Source organism: Pirellulales bacterium (genome assembly GCA_035656635.1).
Classification (GTDB): domain Bacteria; phylum Planctomycetota; class Planctomycetia; order Pirellulales; family JADZDJ01; genus DATJYL01.
The window spans coordinates 13,639-35,497 of the sequence record DASRSD010000055.1 but is presented as its reverse complement, the minus strand read 5'-3'; the positions used below and the strand labels follow the sequence as shown (position 1 = coordinate 35,497).

Here is a 21,859-nt window from a genome sequence, read left to right as displayed (position 1 = left end):
GGAATTGCGAGGCACAAAGCGGCGCCAATTAGGCGCGCTGCAAACCGCTCATCAGCGGCTCCAAGTACTTCACCGTGCTGGAAAGCGTGGCCAGGTGAACGTAATCGTCCTCGGGAATTTGGATGCGGTAGCGCTTGCGGAGTTCCATCACAATGTCGAGAAAATCCATGCTATCCAGCTCGATTTGCTCGCGCAACGGCTTATCGTTGTCGAGGTTGCTCAAATCCTCGTCGGGCACAATATCGGACAGAATATTGATCAGTTCATCCCGAATGTCCGTCGCCGTCATGCTTCACACTCCAACAATTCCCAAGACTAAAAACTTCAACTTAACACAGTGTGCACTTAAATTATACGCGCGTCACCACCACCACCGAATTAATTCCCAGCATGCCAAATGAATTATTCAAAATGGTGTCGACCTTCGGCAGTTCGCGCGGCTCGTTCACAATCAAACCCTCCAGCCGACACTCTGGATCGACTTGTTCCAAATTGATGGTCGGATGACAGGCGCCATCGCTAAAGGCCGGCAGGTTGCCCGCCAGTTCCAACGCGCCGGCTGCGCCCATCGCATGCCCAATGTAACTTTTGGTGTTGTTGAACCGCGTGATGCTGCTGCCGCCGAACACTTGCCGCAAGGCCGCGCACTCCTGGGCATCGCCGGAAGTGGTGCCGGTGGCGTGCGTGCTGACAATATCGACCTCTTCGGCCCCCATCCCCGCACGCCGCAAGGCCGATTGCATGCACTGCGCCTGCCGCTCGGGATTGGGCATCACAAAATCGCTGGCATCGCTGTTGATGGCCCAACCGGCCACCTCGCCGTAAATTTTTGCGCCGCGATCTTTGGCATCACTCATTCGTTCCAGCACATACATGCAGCCTCCCTCGGCCACGACAATGCCGGTGCGCTGGGCATCGAAGGGACGCGAGGCTTTGGTGGGATCATCGTGCCAGGCCAGCGCCCCCTGGGCTTTGAAGCTGGCAAAAATTCCAAACGTGTGAATGCTTTCCGACACGCCGCCGGCCAAGGCCACATCGCACTCGCCCAGCAGCAACATTTGGGCCCCTTGAATCACTCCAGCATTGCCGGCGGCACAAGCAGCGCCAATCGTATAGTGCGGCCCGGTAATGCCCAGGCTGAGCGAAATTTCCCCCGCCGGATTGTTGGCCACGGTCCGCGGATTGTGATGGTGCGACCAAAACTTCGTGTCGTAATCGAACTCTTTCAGCTGATAAATTTCGTTCTCGGTTTCGACGTTGCCATGCTCGGTGACGCCCACATACACGCCGACATTGGCTTTATCGAGGTTCGCCCAATCGAGTCCGGCGTTGGAAATGGCCTCGTTGGCGCAGTAAATGCCGATGCTGCCGGCCCGGGTGCCGCGGCGGACTTCCTTCTTCTTTTGGTAGCGCAGCTCGTCGTACTCGCAAATGCCCGCCACCGTGGCGCCCACGTAGCGAATTTCGTAAGGCCGCACGGCGCTACGCCCGGCCAGCAAATTGGAGCGAAACTCGCCCAAGTTATTCGCCCCGGGCGCGGTCAGCCCCACCCCGGTAATAACAATCCGTTGTGTGTCGGGGCGAGCAATCATAAAGTTCATCCGTGCCAGTGGTTAAACACTTTAACCTATCGCAGAAGTCGCGGCCTGGCAAGTGGGCGCTGGATGGGTTTTAAGCCGACTACCTCCGGTTCGTTGGGCGCCGTAATTGTGGTTCTGTTTCACGAAAAGCGATAGCATGGCGTCCATGAAAATCCACCAACTTATCTGGCCACAAGATAGAATTGAGCATATTGCGACTCATGGCGTGACTCCCAGCGAAGTGGAACAATATGCTTTAGCGCGCCGTTGGTGCTACGGGCAAAATCGCAAGGCAAAAATCCGGTTTACTACATTCTGGGGCAAACGACGACGGGCCGATATCTGTTTTGTGTTATCATTAGCTTTCCTGACGGCAACGGGTATCCTGTGACCGCGCGCCCGATGACCGAGAAAGAAAAAGCTCGATACAAGCAATGGAAAAATCGATGAACACTTCTCCCTTGCCGCAAACTGACTCGATTCGTGAATTGGCCAAGTTCTGGGACGCTCACGATGTGACCGACTTCGACCACGAACTCGAAGAAGTTAGCGAACCTGTTTTCGAAAGTAAGCAATTTCTGACTTTGCCACTGGCGGGCGCTGAGGCTGAGGCGGTTCACCAAATGGCAAAGTCTCAAGGGATCACCGACGCCCAGCTTGTTAGGCAATGGGTACGGGAAAAAATTGAATCGCATTAAACTAGATGCGATTTGCCGCAGTCAGGCATTGTGCAACATGTCGGCGATTACACAAAGAATTTGTGTAGTGGCTCCAAGCCCACGGCTCGCCGCCAGATGGTGATTTGGCCGACGTGCAGCGCCGCATGTGCCGTTAAAATGTGCAAGACAGCATGGCCGATGGTGGGGAAGAACGCGCGATGCTTTTCGTCGGGTAAGGCGTGCTGTAAACCATGTTCGCCAAGCACGGCGAACTGCTTGGTAATGCGATGCTGGCAATCGGCCAGCGCGGCCAACAGCGATTCCTTGGACGGATATGCCTCGCGATGGTCGCTGGGAATGCTCCCCGTTCCAAAGCGCGGCTGCCAATCGGCAGGGAGCCACGACGACAGGCCCATTTCGCCTCCGATGGCTTCCAGGCTGTATACCAAGTGTCCCAAAACCCAGGCCGGATGGTTCACCACCCCGGGCGGTTGTTTTGTCATCAGTTCATCGGGAACATCATCCACAAGCCGACGCAAAAAATCGAGCGTCATGGCATTGCTGTTCAAAATCTCTGGAATCATTGCCGAACCTAAGAATTCCTATTTGCTCGCGCGGCCAGCGTAGGTCCGGCCTAGATAATCGACAATCGCCCGTTTCAGCTCCAGCGCGTCGATTGCGCCGTCGTGGCGATAAATTACTTTGCCCCCGGGCGCTATCAGCATGGTATAGGGAGTGGGGCCCTGCCACTGCGGATCGAGAGCGACGGCCAGCTTGTCCTTATCTTCGCCGGTGAACAAATAGTTTTTGCCCGAGGCGTGGGCTTCTTGCAGCGCTTTTTGCGCCTGATCTTTATCTGCGGGCTCGTCCAAGCTAATGGTGATAAACTCGAAGGGACGCTTGCGGTACATGCGATTCATCGTCACCAGGTCAGGCATTTCCGCCACGCAATCGCCGCACGATGAGGCCCACAAGTTTACCAGCAGCAACTTGCCGGGATGAGCGTCTTTTTCCTCGGTGGCTTTGCCCGGCGCTGTGTTGGCGGCGTCGGTTGCTTTGTCTTCGACGGCCTTAGCTTGTTTCATCGTGCTGTCCGGCTTTTCGGCGGGGCTGCTATTGTTTTTCGCCAGCTTTTTGATTCCGTCCAAATCGATGGTTTCCAGCGTTACCGGTTCTTCATCCCACTTTTTGATCGAGCTAACGGCCGTTTGCTGCTTGTCGGCCCATTTGGTCGAGCAGCCGAAGACCCGCGTCGTTTCCACGGCGACCGGTTTGCCGGCCAGCACGGCCTCGATGGCGTTGCGGGCATCTTGCGACGTGACCTGGTGCACATCGGAATTGTCGACGCGCCCCTGGTAGCGCAGCTTGCGGTCGGCATCGAACACAAACACATGCGGCGTGGCCAACACGCCGTATGCGGCGGCCACTTCTTGCGTATCGCCATCGTACAAATAGGGGAACGTGAAGTTTTTTTCTTTGGCGCGAATTTTCATTTCCGCGAGCGAGTCGCTTAAATCGGTGTAGCCCAACTCATCGAGCCGCAAAGAATGGGGATCGTTGGGATTTATTGCCACCAGCGCCACGCCGCGGCTTTTGAAATCTTTATCGAGCTGAATAATGCGATCTTCATATGCCTGCGCCGCGGGACAGTGATTGCACGTAAACACCACCGCCAGCACTTTGGCGGCGGCATAATCGGCCAGCTTGTGCGTTTGGCCATCGACTCCAGGCAATTTGAAATCCGGCGCCGGCTGACCAATTTCCAGCGGCTTGGGCTGCGCGGCAAAAGCTGCGTCGAATTGCGCCGTGGCTAGCAGAATGCCGCCCAACAGCAGCGGCCCCCACATCATGAGTTTGGTCATCCTCAGTCGCATCTCCATAAAAACTCCGTTTGTTGAAGCCCGCGGCGTTATTTCGCAAACATCGCATCTTGCGGATTGCCGCGCGAGAGCAAATACGCCAACAGGTTCAGCACTTCTTGCTCGTTCAGCGGCTTGAGCAACCCGGTGGGCATCAGCGACACGGGCGAATCGTGCATGTCTTCAATTTCGTCGCGGGAAATGGTGACCGTCTTGGTTGAATCTTCCGGATCGGTCAGCAATACGATTTTCCCCCCTTCGTCTTTGACCACTCGGCCCGTGTAAGATTTGCCGCCGGTCGTGACCACCATTTTCGCCCGGTATTGATCCGAAATGGCTTTGTTCGGCTCGCTGATTTTTTGCACTAAATCTTTCATGCTGTAGCGGCCGGCCAGTTGTGTTAAATCAGGACCGGTCGAGCCACCGTCGCCGCCAAAACGATGACACACAATGCAGCGGGCTGCGGCGAACGTGGTGCGTCCTTTGCGGAAATCGCGATGATTGAGCGCGTTTGCGTTCGTCGCCAACTGCAACACTTCCTCGGCAGTCCAATCGTGGGTTGGCCCCTCCGGCTTGGGCAGCACCGGGGGAACATACGGCTTCCGGGCGCCGGCGGCTTCGATGGCCAGGCGCTCGGCATTGGTGCAATTGTCGTAGGCCTCGTTGCCAATGTTGTTCAGATATTTTTGGAAGCTGAAGCCGCCGCTAGCATGGCTGAGTTCGCGCAGACAATTGAAGAATGCCGCTCGCTGGTCTGGCGTCCAGCCCGCCTTGACCACGCGCAGAGCATACACGTAGGCAATTTTTTGCTGATCGGGATGATGTTCCAGCATGGCGGCAATCGGCCGGGCGAATTGCGTGTTGCGGCCTAGTAAATCGCCAAATTCCTCCTTCACCTGCGGGCTGGGCGCCGCCAACAGCGGCATGGTTTTGGCCACCACCGTGGGCGATTGTAACGCACACAGCAAATTGCACAGTTCGCGATTCACCAAATCGTTGCCGCCGGGATAATGGGCATCCAAGCGTTTGATTAGCGCTTCCTGCTGGGCGGCAGCGAGTGGACCCAGGCGAATAATGGCCAGCTCGTAATCTCGCAGCAATTCCAACTGTTGAAACGTGGTGAGCTTGTCAAAATCTAATTGGTTCAGCGCTTCCAGCAGCCGCGGCAGAATTTTTTTGTCGGCCTGATGGGCAATGGCCACCGCGCCGGTGATGAGTGTCTCCGGATCGGTGGCCATCAAAACTTTATCCTGCCACAATTCCACGGGTTGAAATTCCAGTGCCGCGCGCGCGTCAAATCGCAATAGGCGGTCGGAGCTACCCAACGCGGGCCACGCCAAATCGACGACCGCTTTCGAAGTGTCCGCCACCTTTCTTTGCAGCGCTTCCAGTTTGTGGCGGATTTCGCGCTGATCGGCATTGCGCGAATCGTGATAATCAACCGGCTCGGTCGATTCCGGCCCAACGTACCTAACGCGGAACAATTCCGATTGCAAATTTCGCCCGCCGACAATGAAATACAGCGCGCCGTCTTTGCCGACCACAATATCGGTCAGCGGCAACGCATTGCGCGATAGAAATTCTTCCTTGATCGCTTTATAGCTCGAGCCTTCCGGCTCCAGCGTGACCGCGTAAATCGTGCCATAGGTCCAATCGCAAGCGAACAAGGCCCGCTGATATTTCGCGGGAAATTTCGTCCCATAACCGAAGATCACACCCACCGGCGAGCCGGGCCCCATGTCGGCGGCCGGCGCTAAGCTGTCGACATAATACCAAGGCCAATCGCCGGCCCCGCTGCGCCAGCCGAAGTCACTTCCGGCCGAGGCGTGCACCAACCGCGTGGGCCGATACCACGGCAAGCCCATGTCCCATTCCATGTCCGAATCGTAGGCGAACAATTCGCCATCGGCGTTGAAATCCATGTCGTAACAGTTGCGGTACCCGGCACTGTACATGTTCCACGTTTTGCCTTCGGGATCGGTCTGCACGATGTATCCGCCCGGCGCCATGCGTCCCACGGCATGGCCGTTGGGATCCCACAGTCGCGGCAAAATTAAATCTTCGTCCCAAGTGACCGGCAGGCGCGAAGTGTATTCCGGATGCGCTTGCATATCCGCCGCACTCGGCTGGCGCGGCATGATGGTGTCCCACGGCAGCTCCGTGTGATTGCCGCACACAATAAATAGCGATTTGCCGTCCGGAGAAAGCTTAATGGCATGCGGACCGTGTTCGCCCATCGGCCCATGAAACTCGTGCAGCTTGACGATTTCGTCGAACTGGTCGGTCCCCTTGGTGTCACGCAGCCGATACAAGCCGCTGTCACGCCCATGGTTGACGACCACATATAAACTGTCGAAGGCATACAGCATGCCTTGGGCGCCGGTAATTTTGGCATCGAGCTTTTCAACTTTCGTTTCTTCGTTGCTGCCGATGGCTGGCGGCGTGACGCGATATAACCCTTTGGTGTTTTGATCGCTAACGATCAGCCGCCCCTTGTTGTCGGTGGCCATGCTCACCCAGGAGCCCTGCTCTTCCTTGGGCACGGTGTACAACCGCTCGACCTCAAAGCCCGGGGACGTGCGAAATTCGGTGCTGACTTTGGGCGCTTGCCCAGGTGATGCTTTTTTTTCCGCCGCCGCCGCGGGCTTGAAGCTGTCCTTCGTCGCCGCATCGTCGGCAGGACGGGCCGCTTGAATTGCGAAAAGCACGCCGGCGCAACTTGCCAGCAGAATTGGCCACCGCGTTCGCATGGTAGTTCCCCCAGGTTCGATTTTCACTCATCATAACCTGAGCGCCGGGCCAGCGGTATTGCCGCACAAAGTCCATGTTTTCCGGGCGAAATGTGCTTTCTCACGGTGGGGCGCTCGTAAATTGTGATCGCGCGGACAGCCGGTGCTAGCGGTTCGGGTCTGCGACAGATTTCCTGGCCCGCTGCGATCGTCCTATCCAGAAGTCGCCTTGACCGGCGGTCGACGGAAAACTATTCTCCCCGCCTCCGATAGTCTGCCCATTCGGGCATTGCCGTCTGTGGAGGTAGTTTGAGTCAGTTTTCGAGCTGTCGATCACGTCGCCAGGAAGGGGACGGCCGGCAGCATCGCTTGTCAAAATCGATTTAGATTATAGAGGCGCCCAAGGCATGAGGCCTGTTCCGCGTCCCATTTTAATTGTCTCCTTGCTGGCTTGTGCGGCTGTGGCCGGTTGCACTGGCTCGCTGCTGAACTCGCGCTCGCAAAGCCCGGAGCATGGCGATGCCCCCACGGTCGACGCCAAGTTGGTCGGCGATTTTGCCGCCCCGTATGGCACCTCGTACATTCGCGTGGAAGGGCCGGTGCTGGTTACTGGCTTAGCGGGCACGGGATGCGATCCGGCGCCAGGCTCGCAGCGTGCGGCGCTATTGTCCGATATGCAAGCGCATGGGGTCATTAATCCCAGCCGGGTGCTGGCCTCTCCCAATAATGCATTAGCCTGGGCCCGAGCATATTTGCCGCCGGGAGTTCGCAAAGGTGATCCGCTAGATATCGAAGTGCGCGTCCCACCGCCGACCGAAACCACCAGCTTGCGCGGCGGATGGATGATGGAAACGCAATTGAAGGAAATGGCGGTCATTGCCGGCAGCATTCGCAACGGGCACGTGCTGGCGCAGGCCGAAGGACCCGTGCTGGTGAATCCTGTGACGCCGGACAGCGACGACTCGGTTTCGCAATTGCGGGGCGTGGTGTTGGGGGGCGGGGTGGCGCTGAAATCGCGCTCGCTGGGACTGGTGCTGCGCGAAAGCGACAAATCGGTTTTCTTAAGCAAGCAAATTGGCGACGCCGTCAATCGTCGCTTTCACACCTACATTCGGGGCCAAAAACAAGGCGTGGCCACGCCGAAGACCGACGCCTTCATCGATTTGGAAGTGCATCCGCGCTACAAGTACAATTTGGGCCGGTATTTGCAAGTTGTTCGCAGCGTGGCGCTGTTTGAATCGCCGCAAGAACAACTGGCGCGGCTGGAATTGCTGGAGCGGCAATTGCTGGATCCGGTCACCAGCGCTCAGGCCGCCTTGCGATTGGAAGCCATTGGGCCCGATGCCCAGCGCGTGCTGAAAAAAGGCCTGGACTCTTCCGATTCCGAAGTCCGCTTTTATGCCGCCGAATCGCTGGCCTATCTCGATCAATCGTGCGCCGTCCCGGTTCTGTCCGAAACCGTGAAAAGCGAGCCGGCCTTGCGGGCCTATGCTCTCACGGCGCTGTGCGCCCTGGGCGATGTGCAATCTGCCGACGCCCTGCGCGATTTGTTCGATGTTTCCAGCGCCGAAACACGCTACGGCGCCTTCCGCGCCCTGTGGGCCATGAACGAGCACGATCCGCAACTTCGCGGCGAGCATTTGAGCGATAAATTCTGGCTGTATGTTGTGCCCAGCGCCGGCCCACCGATGATTCACGTGACGCACAGCTTCCGCCCTGAAATTGTGCTGTTTGGCGAAAATCAAAAATTCCAGTTGCCCCTCACGCTGGAAGCCGGCAATTCGATCATCGTGAAATCGCAACCCGACGGCCTCATCAGCGTGGCCCGGTTCAGCCTGCAAAAACCCGACGAGCGCCGCACGGTGGAGAACTCCGTGGCCGAGGTCATTCGCGCAATTGTCGAAGTCAGCGGCGATTACCCCGATGCGGTGCAGGCCTTGGAGGAAGCGCACTCCGGCGGAGCGGTATTGAGCCGGTTTGAGGTCGACGCCATTCCGGAGCGCGGCCGAGTTTACGACCGCAACCGCGTGGCCCGCACGTCCAAAGACAAGGATGGCAACGTGGCCTCTGCCCACGGTAAATCGGCCGATGGCGACGACAGCGAAACCACCGAAGTGCAATCGAACCAGCCGCTTCCCAATCTATTTGGCGGCGACACTCCCAAATTCAGCGAGTCGGCCGACGAAATGGAGCCTCCCGCGGCGGCGGAATCGGACAAAAATCAGGCCGAAGATTCCCCAAAAACCGCAGCCAAACCGAAGCCCTCTGGGGTAAAATGAAGGGACGCAGGCATAATGACCCATGACCAAGTCCCAATGACCAATTATCTTTGACATCTAGCGCCGGCCACATTGGTCATGGGTGCTTGTGCATTGGTCATTTGTTCTCTGTCCTCGGTTAGATTTCTTGCGGATTGAATTTGCCTCTGTCCATTTTTAGCACGCCCCCTCATGCTCAAGGCCCTCGAACTGATCGGCTTCAAAAGCTTTGCCGACCGCACGCGGTTCGAGTTCCCGCGCGGAATTACCGTGGTCGTCGGCCCCAACGGCTCGGGCAAATCGAATGTGGTCGATGCCATTAAGTGGGTGCTGGGCGAGCAAAGCGTAAAGAGCCTGCGCGGCAAGGAAATGATCGATGTCATTTTTGCCGGCTCGTCGGCCCGCAGCGCCCTGAACAGCGCGGAAACCACGCTCACCTTCGATAACGCCGACCGCCGCTTGGCCATCGACACGCCGGAGGTGCACATTACCCGCCGCGTGTACCGCAGCGGCGAGGGGGAATATTTCATCAATCGCCAGCCTTGCCGGCTGCGCGACATTCGCGATTTGTTTGCCGGCACCGGCGTCGCCACCGAAGCCTACAGCATTATCGAGCAAGGCAAGGTGGACGTCATGTTGCAGTCCTCGGCGAAAGACCGCCGGGCCATTTTCGAGGAAGCCTCCGGCATTAGCCGCTTCAAAGCGAAAAAAGTGGAAGCCTTGCGGCGGCTGGAGCGCGTCGATCAAAACTTGCTGCGCCTGCACGATATTGTCGACGAGGTGGAAAGCCGCCTGAAAAGCGTTCGCGCCCAAGCCGCCAAAGCCCGCCGCTACAAAGATTATGCCGATCGCTTGCAGGAGCTGCGCACGCAAGTGGGCCTGGCCGATTGGCGGGCGCTGGGCGAAAAACTAGCCGCCGTCGAAAACGAAGCCGCCGGGCTAAGGCAATTGGTCGCCGTCGAATCCGCTGCGGCGGAAGCCGCCGAGCAACACATCATTACGCTGGAAGCGCAAGCGGCGGAACTGGAATCTGCCCTTCAAGCCGCGCAAGCGCGCCTCTCCGGCAACCAGCAGCGCACCGCCGCCATGGAAACCACCATCGAGCATGAGCGCACCCGCGTGCTCGATTTGGAAGATCAGGCCGCGCGCCATCGCAAGCAATTGCACGCTCTTACCAACCGTGCCGGCGATCTGGCCGAATTGTGGCAGGCCACGCAAGCCGAAGTACAAGCGGCCGAAGTGAAGCATCGCGAAGTCGGAAATCATTTGGGCGACCAGCAGCGGGCGCTCACGGCCCTGACGGCGCAGCTCGATCAAATTCGTGCGGAAAACGAGCAGCGCCGAGCAACGCATTTGGAGCAACTGCGCACCAGCGCCGCTCTGACCAGCGAAATTAGCACTCTGGAAAACCGCTTGGCCCGCACCGAAGAAGCCCGCCAACGCAGCAATTTGCGGCTCACCGAATTGCAAACTGCCCGCGAGCGCCTCGAGCAAGATTTGGCGGCGCTGAACCAGCGGCAGCAAGAGTTAATCGAGCGCCGCGAGGAACGGGCCGCCCACTTGGCCGCTGCCCGTGAAGATTTGGCCGAAGGCCGCCGTCAGCATGCCTCCCGGCAGAAAGAACTTGCCGGCTGGCGCGAAAAGCACAGTGGTCTGACCCACCGGGCGGCCTTGCTGGAGGAGTTGGAAAAACGGCACGAAGGCGTCGACATTGGCCCCCAGCAAGTGCTGCAATATGCGCGCGAAAACCCGGATGGGCCGTTTCAACAGGTCCGTGGGCTGCTGGCGGACGTGGTGCAAGTGAGCATTGAGCTGGCGCCGGCCATCGAAGCGGCGCTGGGCGAGAAGGCGCAACACATTGTTATTTCGCCGGGGCGACGATTGCTCGATTATTTGATCGCCCACGGTAAGCGGCTCTCCGGGCGCGTCGGCTTTTTGCCGCTGGATGCCGCGGGCCCGCCGCAATTGAATCTCGATTTAAGCGAGCAACTGGGCGTCATTGGTCGGGCCGATCGCTTTGTGCAATCGGCGCTAGAGTTGGCGCCGCTGGTTCGCCGCTTGCTGGGCAACATCTGGATTGTCGAAAACCTCAGCCACGCCGTGGCGCTGGGCGAATCGGTGGGGCGCGGACTCAGTTATGTGACGCTGTCCGGGGAATTTCTGGCGGCCGACGGCACGCTGGTCGTGGGCCAAAAAGCAGCCTCGGCTGGCTTAATTTCTCGCCGCAGCGAGCTGCGCGCACTGCGTGCGCAAATCGCCGAAACCGAAAATAAAATTGCGGACATCGCCCGCGTGGTCACGGCCATGGAACAGCAAGTGGCCGTGCAAGATCAGGCCGTGGCTGGCGCCGTCGCGGCACATCAGGCTGCCAGCGAAGCGCTGGCGGAGCAAAAATTGCGAATTACCACTGCCGCCCAGCGGCGCGATCAACTAACCGAGCAGCACACCGCCCTGCAAGCGGAATTTGCCAGCGCGGCCGAGCAGGAAGTGGCCGCAAATCGTTCGCTCACGATTGCCCGCGAGCGCTTGGATAAACTGCAAGCCGACTTGGCGCAGACCGAAGCCCGGATGTCGGACAACGTGCGCCGCATCGAGGAACTCGACGCCAGCCGTCAGCTACGCAACCGCGATTGCCTTTCGGCCCAGGTCGAGCTGGCCCGCAGCGAGCAGCAGTTGGATCACCTGCGAGTTCAACTTCGCCGGTACGAGCAAGATCGGCAGGACCGCGAGCGAACCGTTGCCGAAGCGAGCGAGCATTTGGCCGATTGCGAAACTCGCCGCCAGCAGTCTGAAAACAATATTCTGACAGCCGAAGCGGAACTGGCCGAATTGTTTTTACATCGAGAAGCTTTGACGGCCGAAGTCGCCAGCCACACCGCCCAGCGCGAGCAGTTCCGGCTCGATCGCGCTGCCCATGCACAGGAAGCCCAACGCCGCCGCAGCGCCATCCGCAAGCTGGAAGAGCAATTGCACGCCCAGGACCTGGCTGCCGGCGAAATTCGCCACGAGCGCACCACGTTGGAAAGCCGGCTGCGCGAAGATTACGGCATCGAGCTGGCCGAATTATCGCACCAGCCGACGCCCGAAGAGCAGCACCAGCGCGAACAAGTGGAAGCCGAAATTGCCGACTTGCGCCGCAAGCTGACGAACATTGGCGGCGTGAATTTGGATTCGCTTTCCGAAGTGGACGAAATGGAAGCGCGCTATCTATCGCTGGCCGCCCAGCATGAAGATTTATCGAAGGCCAAAGGGGCGCTGGAGCAAATCATTCACCGCATCAACGCCGACAGCCGCCGGCTGTTTGCCGAAACCTTGGAAACCGTGAAAGGCCACTTCCAGCAATTGTTCCGCAAGCTGTTCGGCGGCGGACAGGCCGACATCATCCTGGACGAAGGGGTGGACATTTTGGAAAGCGGGATCGAAATTGTCGCTCGGCCCCCCGGCAAGGAGCCGCGCAATATTTCGCTCCTTTCCGGCGGAGAAAAAACGCTCACCTGCGTGGCGCTGTTGTTGGCGATTTTCCGCAGCCGCCCCAGCCCCTTCTGCGTGCTGGACGAAGTCGATGCGGCGCTGGACGAAGCCAACATCGAGCGCTTTGTGAACGTGCTGCGCGAATTTTTGCAGTGGACGCAGTTCGTCGTGGTTTCGCACTCGAAAAAAACGATGGCCTTCGCCAACACGCTGTACGGCGTCACCATGCAAGAAAGCGGCGTCAGCAAGCGCGTTTCGGTGCGCTTTGACGATGTGAGCGAGACCGGTGAAATCAGCCAGGCCGCACTGCAGCGTGCCAACCGGGATGCTCCCGCCGCTTCGCCCACCGCTGCCCAATCTCCCCCCGACTCCGCCACCGAAGCGGCGTAAAAAGCGGCGACCTGCACAGGCATCACGAATTTATTTACTTCGCGTTGCCAACCAGCGGTTGATCGATTCCACACTCTCTCCGCTGCGGCGGCCAGCGAGTAAACCTTCCACGCCAATGTGCTCGTCTAAGTCTGGCCATTCCATCGCATAACCATTGCCCAGCATTTGCCAGTTTTGACGCTCAGCAGGCAGGCCATTCAACAAACGCGGATACCACTCCAGCGGGACGCTTAAGCTGCGCCCATCCGCTAGCTCCACGATTAAACGATCGGCGGTCACTAAAACTTTTATCGCGACAGGATCGTGCTCAAGCACTAAAGTGGTCATGCCATGCCTTCAATAAATGTTCGCGATGCTGCCTGACAAGTTGTTCGATTGGGTGCAACTCGTGTTCTGCGAATCCATGATTTTTTGCAACTTGGACAGGTTCCAGCCAAAACTTTGCGATTTGCCGGTCACGCTTTACGTGAATGTGCGGGGGTTCTCCACGATCGGAACTAAAGAACACAAAACTATAGGGTCAAACACGTAAAAACAGTGGGCATTGTTAAGCCTATCACACTTCATCTACAACGTCGACATTTCTTATCTCGGGAAGCAGCACTGGATTCATTGGAGGTTTCGGGCCAGGATTTGACAACCGCTGCGCCAGCAAATACATTCTGTTCGTTGGCAGTAAGCGCTCTGCATAAGTTTTTTTACCTGCCGGCAACACGCTTTTCACTCCTCCACTTTACGCCCTCGGGAGATGTCTCATGTCGCGGTTTCAAATGGCCCTCGTCGCGATGGGTGCTGTCCTATTGCTATCCGCTGCCCAAACATATGCTGCCGACAGCAAACCCGACGATGCCGGCTACGTGAAAATTATCAACGTAGCGACCGGCAAACTTCTCGCCTTGGAACACGAGAGCGACGCCGCCAGCGACCAAGCGGTCATTGCCGCCGAAGCCAAAGGCAGCCACGCGCAGCAATGGAAGCTGGAAAAAAATGGCGATTTCTACCAATTGGTGAATCGCGCCAACGGCCTGGCGCTGGATGTGAATGGTTGGTCTACCGATGCCGGCGCCAGCATCATTCTGTGGGATGCTAAAGGAGCCGGAGATCAAAACGACAATCAGCAATGGTCCTGGGAACAAGCCAATCAGGCCAGCGATAAGGGCGTGCGCATTAATTCTAAATCGAGCGGGCTGGTGCTGGATGTCGACGACGCGGGAAAAATTGTCCAGCAAGGCGCCAGCAATACCGCCAAAAGCCAGCTGTGGCGCATCGTCTATGTGCTAGCCCCCGCGTATGTGAAGTTGGTCAACGCCAACTCGCACTGGGTGCTTGCGCCAGAATCAGATTCCGGCTACTCCGGCGCCCGGGCGGTGGTGGCCAAAGACGCCGACAGCAAAGACAAACCGAACAAAGAACATCAATGGAAATTGGAAAAGGACGGCAGCTTCTACAAAATTGTGCAGCGGCCCACCGGCTTGGTGCTGGACGTTTCGGGCGATTCCAGCGACGAAGACGGGGCCATCATTCTGTACGACGATAAATCTGCCGCCGATGGCAACGATAACCAACGCTGGAGCTGGGAAGGGGGCCCCGCCACGGCCGACAAGCCCCGGCGGTTGAAATCGAAATCAAGCGGACTGGTGCTCGACGTAGATGACGAAGGCAACATCGTTCAGCGCAGCCCCAGCGAAAAATCTAAGGGCCAAATGTGGTTGATGGTGGAAGTGAAGGAATAGCAGCGCTCCGCACGGGCTGCCGGCACTACTTTTGAAATTGTGCTTCGAATTACAGGAGGCGAGCATGTTTTCGCCCAAGTCGGTTGTATTTGGTGGGCTGCTATGGGCGGCGTGGTGCGTTACGGCAAAGCTCAACGCAACTGCTGCGGAAAAGCAGCCTGAGCCGGTGGAAGTCAAAATCATCAACGTGGAAACGGGAAAAGTGCTGGCCCCACAAGGCGATTCCGGCGAAGAGGCCGCCCCCATCGCTTTGGCCGAAGACAACAACAGCACCATTCGCCAGTGGCGGCTGGAAAAGGACGAGCACGGCTACAAGCTTCGCAACAACAGCGCGGAACACCTGCTCGATGTGTTCGGCGCACACAAAGATGAGGAAACCCCCATCATCCAGTGGCCGGAAAAATCCGCGGAAAGCGCCGCCAATACCACGGAAGGGGTCGACAATCAACGCTGGGTGTTGGGCAAGTTCGATCTGGAAAATCCCAAGCCGCTGCGCATCCAATCGAAATTCACCGAGCTGGTGTTGGATGTCAACGATTCGGGAAGCATCGTGCAGCGCAAGCCCGACGAAAACGCCAAGAGCCAATTATGGAAAATTGTGAGCGTGCATCCCACGCAATACTTCATGCTGGTCAACGCCAATACCGGCTGGGTGCTGGCGCTGGAATCGGATGCTGCCACAAGCGGCGGCCGGGCCGTGCTGGCAAAGAAGGTAAGCAGCAGCGATAAAAACTTTAACGATCGGCAATGGAAGCTCGCCAAGGAAAACGATGTTTACACCTTCGCGCACCGTCCCAGCGGACTGGTGTTAAATGTGCCCGATGGCTCGAAAGAAGAAGATCACCCCGTCAGCGTGGCGGAAAGCAAATCGGAAAACGCCGACAGCCAACGCTGGATCTGGGTCGGCGGCGCCTCGTCGAAAGATAAGCCCCTGCGCTTAAAATCAAAAGCCAGCGGACTGGTGCTCGATGTTGACGATGATGGCAATCTGGTGCAGCGTGCCGCTAGCGATAGCGCCAAAAGCCAACTCTGGCTTCTCGTGGGCGAACAGTAGCAGCCTGCCCTCGGAAATTTGCATCGTGGTTACATAACCCGATTGTGCCAGTCGGGCAATTCTACATAGCCCAATTGTGCCCGTCGGCAATTCTACATAGCCCGACTGTGCCCGCCGGCAATTCTACATAGCCCGACTGTGTCAGTCGGGTGAGAGCACCGTGCTGGCCTCGCCAACCCCCAAGCGTAAAATGACGATGTAGCCGGGCCCGATCGCACATCGATGCTTGCTATCGCCATCAGCCCGTTATAACGGGCTTAATCCCTCCATTTTACCCCAACGGACCCACGGTTGAGTCCGCCACGGCCGAATCTATGGGAATGGACGGTATGAACGGACAAAGTTTCTAAAGTCTGCTGGCGGCCGGAAACGATGCTAACAATCGGAAGGCTTGTTCTGTGTGCAACTTGGGCAACGTGTCCAGGCGAAACGCGAAACAGGCTGCAGGGGGGAACCTGCCACCGGAGTCTCGCCGCAGGGCGAGCTTGCCGCCGAAAGCGATTATTTCGGCGGGCTCTCTCGTAGCTCTCCCCTTGTACCATCCCTCTGCCGAGTATGCGGGATGAGCCGAAAACAAGGAGACGGTTGAACGCACGGTTCGCCATCTTAGGGTTTTTCGCCCATTTCCGAATGCCCGGTGTGCCGATGTCCAAACATAGGCACGAGTTCAGAGGGAACTGAACCAGGCCGACTAAAAGAAGCGACTAAAACGCCCTGAACCCAGAGTTTGTGTTGTGTTGGCAGCCCCCGCAGCCAACCACGTTCGCCCCCGGCGAGCGACGCAAGCACAGGGCAAAGCGCCAGTTGTCGTGGTGTCCACCACCGCAACCGACGCCAGTTCAAAAACCAAAGCGAGAGTTAAGGGAGAGCCTGCGATGAAGGTTTTTACAACCGGACAGGTCGCCAAGATCTGTAAAGTGGCCCCGCGCACGGTCAGTAAATGGTTCGATTCCGGCCGCTTGCGTGGCTATCGGATTCCTGGTTCCCAGGACCGTCGCATCCCGCGCGAATACTTGATCAAGTTCCTCAAAGAACATGGCATGCCGCTGGGAGAGCTGGAAGACGAAGCAATGGCCAAGGTGTTGGTCGTTGGCCAAGACCAAGTGCTCATTGAAAATTTGAAGCGTAATTTGCCCATCGAAAAGTCGTTCAAGCTGGCCACCGCCGCCAGTGGGTTTGAAGCCGGCATTCAGGCCGAAAGCTTCCATCCCGATTGCATCGTGGTAGATTTCAGCATCGGCCGGGTGGAAGCCCTGCAGATCTGCCAAAATCTCCGCCGCAATCCGCAGTATGGCGAAGTGATTCTGATTGCCTTGTTGCCCGATGACGGCAACAGCATCAGCTTCGATCGCTCCACCATCAACGAAACCTTCAAGAAGCCGTTCGACGTAGCCCTGTTGGCCGAACGCTTGAAGACGTTGATTGGCGCCCGTAAAGAGTTGGTCTAACGCTCCCCGCGGGCTTCCCGCCGCAACCGTCAGGAAGCGGACAGCAGCCCGCGGCGGACAAGTCCCGCCCGATCGCCGATAATAAACAACCCATCGCGGTTGACCCCCGCGACGGATCGAAACGATAACGCGAAACTCTCGCTTTTAAGCGGCCGGTTGACCCATCAACCGGCCGCTTGCTTTTTGCGCGCATTTAAACCGGTTTCACCGGTCCCATTTAGCCCCCGGCCCACGGCCGGGGGCAATCCGTATCCAATCACATACGGTCTGCGATGACAACCACCGCTGCCATCAATGTGAATCCCGACCCACGACCGAATGCGCCGGACCGAGCAATTACCCAACGATCCTTGTTTCCGAAATCACCGCGGAGTTGTGAATTCGGCAATTTCATAGATTCATTCGCGCTTGCCGCCAGGCTTACGCCGCCGCTTCGGTTTTTCCAGGCCGGCGGTAAGCGTGCTGGATTAGCGTAACATTTACCGTGCCGCTAACCTTCGCCGTGTGAGCCATTAATCCGCGAAAACAGTTCATCAAGTATTACGCCGATTGTTAGCAATGGACACGCCGTTATTATCCGCGATGTCTCAAAGAAACCGCTTTGAACAGATTGACGCTGTGCTTTTCCAAGAAACTGGAAAACCTAGAGGCGGCTTTCGCAATGTTCGCGGCTTACTACAATTACTGCTGCGGACTCGCAAGCCGGGCAAGAGCGGTCAGAAGCGCCCGACCGCTTGCATGATGGCCGGAATTACTGACCATATTTCGAGTTTTGACGAGCTATTCTCTACCGTTCTCGGCGGATAAAATAAAAAGCCGTCCGTTGCTGCGGACGGCTTTCATTATGAGCCAAAAGGCCCATGCGACTCGTCACTTGCATGGTATGCCATTGGGCTCTCAGCGTCAACCAAAGGGCATGCCATCATGGAAGACGAAGACTTTGTCGTCACGTTGCCATTGTTCATGGTCGTAGATGAATCGAAAGGAATATCTCCGCTAAAGTGTGTCTCCGAAGAAGACGAGAATATACGCGGCATCGCTATTTTTACCGAAGAACTGCTAGCTGAGCGTGCTCGTGATTCGCAATCCCCGCTCGCACAGATATGGCCAATTCCGGCAAAGTCCAATGTCGATTTTCATATCCAATCAATGCGGAACGGAGGGTTTAGATATGTCGCAATTGACCCATACGAAGAATCAGGCCGGTCAACCCGATTCCTTACGCTTGAGCAATTCAAGCGTGCTAACGGTCTATAAGATTCGATTCGTTTTTGAGCGGCAACTTGTTTACCCAGACGGATTCAGACCAATCAGAACACCACGCGATGCTGCGGAGTCCGTGCCTGACAGACGGTTCTAAATTCAGCACCACACTGTTAGGACACTACCGCAAAACGAATCCCTTTAACGCGTGCTGCCGAATTTTGGGAACGATATAAGAGTGACGCGAAATCAGGGAGCGATTAAGGATGTTTGCGCTTGCTATGCCAAGCCAACGCGTGGCACAAAAACTCGGTTGAATCTCTCGTGGAATTCGTTATAGTGTACGCATGTATCGTACTAGCAGTAGGCGGTAAACAGCCTGCTGGTTCCCAACAAGAGACTAGACGCTGGCAGCAGGCGGTCTGCAACCGGCAGCCAACCGCCTACTGCATGCCGCCCGCTACCCGCCGCCTACTGCCCGCCGCCTGCCGCCTGCTACTAGGTCCGCCATGTCAATCGCGCTGAACAAATTGCCGAAAACTCTCATAGCCGGACTTAAACTCCGCGACTTTTGTCGTGGGCAATTTCAGTTTGCACGGGAAAAACCTGCCTCGCCCAGGCTGCGATGGCGACAAAACGTCCGCATTCTGTCCGCAAATAAAAAATCCAGGACAAAAACGAATTCACTGAAAAAATATCGCGTCCCGAAAAAACTTCACGTTTCCGCATTCTCCATTCCCCAATCCCCATTCCACATTTTTTATCAATTCCCCAATCCCCATTCCACATTTCATTCGCACTCCCCATTCCACATTTCTTCCCTAGCCGCGTCCTGTCACCAATTTCGCAAGGTCATCAAAAAACCCGGGGTAAGTTTTGCCCGTGCAACCAGGATTCTCAATCACCACGCCGGGAACTTTCAGGCCGACCAAGGCCAGGCTCATCGCCATGCGGTGATCGTTGTAGGTGGCGATGCGCGCCGCTTGCGGCTTAGCAGGCGGCGCAATCCGCAACCCGTCCGGCAATTCGTCGACGGTGGCGCCGAACTTGCGCAGCTCGAGGGCCAGATTTCCAATGCGATCGGTTTCCTTATGCCGGATGTGGGCCACGCCGGTGATGGTGGTTGGCCCGTCGGCAAACAGCGCGACCGCGGCCAGCGTTTGCACGGTATCGCTAATGGCGTTCATGTTCACGCTGATGCCGTGCAGTTTTTTTCCCTTCCCCGGCCCAGTCATCACGATTCCTCCTGCTCCCTGTTCCCTACTTCCTACTTCCTGCTCCCTTACGCTGCATCCCATCCTTTCCAAGCATTCCACAAAAGCCACGTCCCCTTGCAAGCTTTGCTGCGACAATCCCTGCACGATTGCTTCGCCGCCGGTGATGGCTGCGGCAGCAAAAAAATAACTCGCCGCGCTGGCGTCGGGCTCGATCGCATAATTCTGCCCGCGATATTTGCCCGGCACGATGTGGAACTGCCGCAAATTTTCCCCGGGTACGTCCACGCCGAAGGAGCGCATCACTGCCAAGGTGAGCCGTATGTATGGTTGCGAAACCAGCTCCCCTTCGATGCTCAACTCGACCCCGTGTTGCGCATACGGGGCGACCAACAGCAAGCCGCTGAGAAATTGGCTGGAAATATCGCCCCGAATTTTTGCTCGGCCGCCGGCCAAGCTTGCAGCGTGCACCACGACCGGCGGACAGCCGTTGCCCAGTTCGCTATTCAAATTCACGCCCAGTTGCGCCAAGCCTTCCAGCAAATCCGCAATGGGGCGCTCGCGCATGCGGGCGGTTCCATCCAACCGGAAACGCCCCTGCCCCAGCGACGACAGCGCCGTGAGAAATCGCACGCTGGTGCCGCTGTTGGCGATGTACAAATCTGCCCCGGCCGCGGGAATTTTTCCGCCACAGCCAGTCAGGTGCGGTGTTTGGCCGCCGTCGGTGGCGTTCACGGCAATGCCAAGGCGGCGGAGCGATTCGATCATCACTTGCGTATCTTCACTGGGCAGAGCGCCGGCAAGTATCGATTCCCCTTCGGCCAGCGCGGCGCAGATGAGCGCCCGATTGGTAATGCTTTTCGAGCCCGGCGGGCGAATGCTTCCCCGAACGGGGCCTGCGGCGGGCGTGATTTCCAGCGACTCGACCATGGCCGTATTGTAGATTGCACTGGACGAACCGAGAATGGCGGCATGCCCCCAGCCGATCATTCGACTCCTCCGACTTTAAGCCCGGCGATTGGCTTTCCGCTGCCGCCGCTGGAATACGATTTTCTCGCACCGCCGCGAATTGTATTCGGCTGGGGGCGACGGCGGGAAATTGGAACGCTGGCCGCTAGCTTGGGCCGCCGCGCGTTTGTGGTGACTGGTTCCCGCACGCTGGAGAAAAACGGCACGCTCGACGAGCTGCTTCGGCTGCTAGAAGCCGCCGGCGTGGAGCCGCTGCACGTGGCTTCGATTTCGCACGAGCCGGAGGTGGGTGATGTCGATCGGCTGACCGCGGCACTGGTGGAACAACATGCCAGTGCGGGCGATTTTGTGATTGGCCTGGGGGGCGGCTCGGCGATCGATTTAGCCAAAGCCGCCGCCGCCATAGCCACCAATCGAGACAGCACGACGGTTACTGATTATTTGGAAGGCGTTGGCCGCGGTTTGAAAATTGTTCAACCGCCCCTGCCCTTGCTGGCCGTGCCCACCACCGCGGGCACAGGCAGCGAGGCGACGAAGAACGCCGTCATCAGCAGCTACAACCCGCCGTTCAAAAAGAGCCTGCGATCAGACCTGATGCTGCCGAGGATTGTGCTGATCGACCCCGAGCTGACTACAAGCGCTCCGGCCACAGTCACCGCGCACACCGGCATGGACGCCATTACGCAGTTGATCGAAAGTTACATATCGCGGCGGGCCAAACCGTTGCCGCGCGCTTTGTGCGTGCAAGGCATTCAACTGGCGCTGCCGGCCCTGCCAGAAGCCGTACGAAATGGTAGTTGCCGCTGGGCGCGCGAAGCGATGTCGCAGGCGGCGCTACTTTCCGGAATGGCGTTGGCAAATTCCGGGCTGGGCTTGGCTCATGGCTTGGCGGCTGCACTCGGCGCGGAGTGCCATGTATCGCACGGCCTGGCTTGTGCGGTGATGCTGCCGGTGGCACTAAAGGCGAATCGTGACGTGGCCGAGAAAGAACTGGCCGCGCTGGCGCGAGCTGCTGGGCTTTATGCAACGAAGGAAAGTTCGTTCGGAAATCAAAGTGCTGCCGTCTATGCGTTCGTTCAGCACATGGAATCGCTGGTTACCGAATTAGGAATTCCCACACGCCTGCGAGACTTGCAAGTACGCCGCGAGCAAATTCCCGCCTTGGTAGCTGGCTCGCACGGTAACAGCCTTGCGGGAAATCCGCGCGAGATTTCCGATGATGAATTAACCTTGATTTTGGAGACGATGTGGTAAACGCACACCGTTAAAACGATGCACTTGCGACTTCGTCA

General features: G+C 57.7%; 17 protein-coding genes. 10 read left to right on the top strand and 7 right to left on the bottom strand.

Annotated elements, in window-relative coordinates; translation table 11 throughout:
- Window positions 1–28: 28 nt before the first annotated feature.
- Together VFE46_05005 and VFE46_05000 are read right to left on the bottom strand one after the other, a co-directional pair.
- Window positions 29–289 carry an acyl carrier protein gene (locus VFE46_05005; GenBank protein ID HZZ27347.1) on the bottom strand — a complete coding sequence of 87 codons (261 nt, stop codon included), beginning with the start codon at window positions 287–289 and terminating at the stop codon, window positions 29–31.
- A gap of 61 nt (window positions 290–350) precedes the next feature.
- Complete coding sequence (locus tag VFE46_05000) at window positions 351–1,592, bottom strand: beta-ketoacyl-[acyl-carrier-protein] synthase family protein (GenBank protein ID HZZ27346.1); 1,242 nt, start codon at window positions 1,590–1,592, stop codon at window positions 351–353.
- A gap of 154 nt (window positions 1,593–1,746) precedes the next feature.
- Here VFE46_05000 and VFE46_04995 point away from each other — a divergent pair, with 154 nt between their 5' ends.
- Window positions 1,747–1,971 (top strand): hypothetical protein, encoded by a 225-nt coding sequence (locus VFE46_04995; protein ID HZZ27345.1) that lies wholly within the window; start codon window positions 1,747–1,749, stop codon window positions 1,969–1,971.
- A gap of 43 nt (window positions 1,972–2,014) precedes the next feature.
- Entirely contained in the window at window positions 2,015–2,278 is a 264-nt protein-coding gene (locus tag VFE46_04990; protein ID HZZ27344.1) for a CopG family antitoxin, read from the top strand.
- Between the two features lie 47 nt (window positions 2,279–2,325).
- Here the strand turns inward: VFE46_04990 and VFE46_04985 are convergent, their stop codons facing one another.
- Genes VFE46_04985 through VFE46_04975 form a run of 3 tightly spaced genes read right to left on the bottom strand, consistent with a single transcriptional unit; the run spans window position 2,326 to window position 6,848 of the window.
- Window positions 2,326–2,823: a DinB family protein gene (locus VFE46_04985; GenBank protein HZZ27343.1), complete on the bottom strand. Its 498-nt coding sequence runs from the start codon at window positions 2,821–2,823 to the stop codon at window positions 2,326–2,328.
- 18 nt (window positions 2,824–2,841) lie between these two features.
- Window positions 2,842–4,101 (bottom strand): redoxin domain-containing protein, encoded by a 1,260-nt coding sequence (locus VFE46_04980; GenBank protein HZZ27342.1) that lies wholly within the window; start codon window positions 4,099–4,101, stop codon window positions 2,842–2,844.
- A 47-nt stretch (window positions 4,102–4,148) separates the two neighbouring features.
- The gene (locus VFE46_04975; protein ID HZZ27341.1) at window positions 4,149–6,848 is read right to left on the bottom strand and encodes a c-type cytochrome; all 2,700 of its coding nucleotides are present in this window, start codon (window positions 6,846–6,848) and stop codon (window positions 4,149–4,151) included.
- 386 nt (window positions 6,849–7,234) lie between these two features.
- Between VFE46_04975 and VFE46_04970 the strand changes: the two genes are divergently transcribed.
- Window positions 7,235–9,106, top strand: coding sequence for a flagellar basal body P-ring protein FlgI (locus VFE46_04970; GenBank protein HZZ27340.1), 1,872 nt, complete (start codon window positions 7,235–7,237; stop codon window positions 9,104–9,106).
- A 171-nt stretch (window positions 9,107–9,277) separates the two neighbouring features.
- Window positions 9,278–12,946, top strand: a complete 3,669-nt coding sequence (smc, locus tag VFE46_04965) for a chromosome segregation protein SMC (GenBank protein ID HZZ27339.1) — start codon at window positions 9,278–9,280, stop codon at window positions 12,944–12,946.
- A gap of 30 nt (window positions 12,947–12,976) precedes the next feature.
- Here the strand turns inward: smc and VFE46_04960 are convergent, their stop codons facing one another.
- On the bottom strand, window positions 12,977–13,273 hold the full coding sequence (locus VFE46_04960) for a DUF2442 domain-containing protein (GenBank protein ID HZZ27338.1): 297 nt from the start codon (window positions 13,271–13,273) through the stop codon (window positions 12,977–12,979).
- A gap of 428 nt (window positions 13,274–13,701) precedes the next feature.
- On the opposite strand from VFE46_04960, the gene VFE46_04955 reads away from it, so the two are divergent.
- The 5 genes from VFE46_04955 to VFE46_04935 all read left to right on the top strand — a co-directional run bounded on the left by VFE46_04955 (window position 13,702) and on the right by VFE46_04935 (window position 18,438).
- Window positions 13,702–14,679, top strand: a complete 978-nt coding sequence (locus tag VFE46_04955) for an RICIN domain-containing protein (protein HZZ27337.1) — start codon at window positions 13,702–13,704, stop codon at window positions 14,677–14,679.
- Window positions 14,680–14,743: 64 nt separating this feature from the next.
- Entirely contained in the window at window positions 14,744–15,733 is a 990-nt protein-coding gene (locus tag VFE46_04950) for an RICIN domain-containing protein (GenBank protein ID HZZ27336.1), read from the top strand.
- Window positions 15,734–16,608: 875 nt separating this feature from the next.
- Window positions 16,609–17,181, top strand: a complete 573-nt coding sequence (locus VFE46_04945) for a response regulator (GenBank protein HZZ27335.1) — start codon at window positions 16,609–16,611, stop codon at window positions 17,179–17,181.
- A gap of 558 nt (window positions 17,182–17,739) precedes the next feature.
- Window positions 17,740–17,988, top strand: a complete 249-nt coding sequence (locus tag VFE46_04940; protein HZZ27334.1) for a hypothetical protein — start codon at window positions 17,740–17,742, stop codon at window positions 17,986–17,988.
- Between the two features lie 117 nt (window positions 17,989–18,105).
- The gene (locus VFE46_04935) at window positions 18,106–18,438 is read left to right on the top strand and encodes a hypothetical protein (GenBank protein ID HZZ27333.1); all 333 of its coding nucleotides are present in this window, start codon (window positions 18,106–18,108) and stop codon (window positions 18,436–18,438) included.
- A 767-nt stretch (window positions 18,439–19,205) separates the two neighbouring features.
- Here the strand turns inward: VFE46_04935 and aroA are convergent.
- Window positions 19,206–20,588 carry a 3-phosphoshikimate 1-carboxyvinyltransferase gene (gene aroA, locus VFE46_04930; GenBank protein HZZ27332.1) on the bottom strand — a complete coding sequence of 461 codons (1,383 nt, stop codon included), beginning with the start codon at window positions 20,586–20,588 and terminating at the stop codon, window positions 19,206–19,208.
- Here aroA and VFE46_04925 point away from each other — a divergent pair.
- Window positions 20,571–21,821, top strand: a complete 1,251-nt coding sequence (locus VFE46_04925; GenBank protein HZZ27331.1) for an iron-containing alcohol dehydrogenase — start codon at window positions 20,571–20,573, stop codon at window positions 21,819–21,821. The genes aroA and VFE46_04925 overlap by 18 nt on opposite strands.
- The last annotated feature ends 38 nt before the right edge of the window (window positions 21,822–21,859 follow it).